The 2,182-nt window shown below is 44.5% G+C and carries 1 protein-coding gene; it reads right to left on the bottom strand.

Annotated features, from left to right (window positions below):
* Positions 1–1,862 (bottom strand): TonB-dependent receptor (locus tag U9Q77_11120; protein MEA3287907.1); only part of this gene is annotated, 1,862 nt, incomplete at its 3' end.
* Between the last annotated feature and the right edge of the window lie 320 nt (positions 1,863–2,182).

Consider the following 2,182-nt stretch of genomic DNA (forward strand, 5'->3'; position numbering starts at 1 on the left):
TCCAGACTCATGGTACCCGGTGGATTCGAATAGAGGTTGTAGGTGGAATCAGGATACAGCATGTATTCCCAGGCAGCATATTGCCCTTCTTCCAGGTATTTATCCATGGGATCGCCCAGGTGCCACATGTGACGATCGCCGGCAGCGTCCTTGTATTCCAGGGAATCCAGGGGATCAATCAAGTTCCCATTGGAAAAGGTTTTGCTCGAGCGAATAGTTTCACCGTCGTCTTCGTAAGTAATTTCACTGAATTTGGTTTTGATATATATTTTATCCCAGGGTCCAATACGGATGCGTTGACCATGTTGAAGATCAATATCATAGCCATCGCTATATCCAGCATTTTCATTGACCCTGGATTTATACTCGACCTGGACCCGCAAACAACCAGGCCCCCAGGCTTCCAGGTATTTAGCTTGATCAGATTCATTTTCAATAGTAGTACCGGGCAGAAAGTTTTGACCACTTTCAAAGGGGATATCACATTCTCCGTGATATTCAACTCCCTGATGCATTCCCCGTGGTTCAGTACCGATCTGGTACTCAACCCAATCGGGGTAGCCATCACCGTCCATATCTCCATTTTCAACATTGATCTCCATCTGCTGGGTAAAACGCGATGCGCTCATGGTATAATAGGTCTGTTCGTTTAACTGATGACGAAATTCCAGATGAAAACGCTCGGACCATTTACGATTTACATTTTTCCCGTCTTCATAGAACTGATTCCAGCTACTATAGGTCTTAAACTCGGAATCAACAAACCAGTGAGTAAAATTCAGCTGTTTGTAATTGTCTATCTTCCAGTGCAGTTTGGTAAATACATCAAAGGTGTGATCGTGGCCAAAGGCCTTCCAGCCAGCTTGTCGATCGAGCCAGTGAACTTTATTTTCAGCATTGACCAGATTGCCCGGATCATTTTCCAGATAAACTAACTCGTCAAATTTCATAACGCGATAAGCGCTGCTGGTGTAATCAGCAGAAATATGAAAGGTCAGTTTTTTCAAACCCGGGAAAATGGGACCGGAAAAGGAACCGGCAAATTTATTATAATTCCGCAGTTGATCCTGTTCTGAACTAAGGGGTCCCAGGTTACTGGTCTGCCATTCAATGGATCCAGCATATTTATCACCACCAGCCAGGGTGATATTATTGACAATACTGGACATGGCATCACCATATTCCGCACTGAAAACACCTGTTTGCACAATGAATTCCTGAACAGCATGGGTATTTAAACGGGTTCCCTTTCCAACACCGCCATAGATGGGATTCTCGATATACATACCATCAATGGTGTAGCCGATTTCACCAGCACGACCACCCCGGACATGGATCTCTTCGATCCCGCGGTCTTCAAAACCGGGAATACCATATTCAGAACTCTTGATCTGGATGATACCTGATTGCAGAGTCAGCATTTCGGTCAGATCACGTGCAGGCAGATTCTTGATCTCCTCTGCGGTTCGCACCATCTTTTTCACTGTCACATCTTTTTCGACCAGGGGTCGCTCGGCAGTTACCAGGATCTCCTGGCCTTCGATAATTTCTTCTTCAAGGGAGATATTTATGCGGGTTGACTGATCCATGATCACTCGAACATCCGAAATGGTCATTTTTGCATAACCGATCATACCTACTTGCACGGTATGGATTCCCACGGGAACATTTTGGATAAAGTAGTCACCCTCAAAATCTGTAGCGGTTCCGAGACCGAGGGCTGGTATCATGACATTCACACCAGGTAGCGGCGTGCCTGAGTTGGCATCTGTCACCCTGCCTGCGATGGTTCCTACAGTTGCCGACCAGACAAAGCTAATGCTTAGCATACTCAACACAATTTTCAAGACTAGTTTGTTCATGTAATCTCCCTGCACACCTGTTGAACTTGGAACTTATTGTATATTTTATATCACTTAAACTTCAATACGGTAAATCTTGATCTTTTTCAGTTTGACTATGAGTAAAACCCATGGGAAGCATTTTATAATCCAATTAATAATACTTGTTTGCAGACCATAAAAAAGACGCTCTCCCGACATATCGGCCGAAATCCTCGATTGACAAAACCTGCAACACCGCAAAGTATCAATTATATCTGTTTTGTACACCGCTTTTGTCTATCATGTCAACTTTACTTCCAACTTGCACACTGATCCACCCCGAGTCCCTTGCAGCACCG

Source organism: Candidatus Neomarinimicrobiota bacterium (assembly GCA_034716895.1).
Lineage (GTDB): Bacteria > Fidelibacterota > UBA8477 > UBA8477 > JABMPR01 > JABMPR01.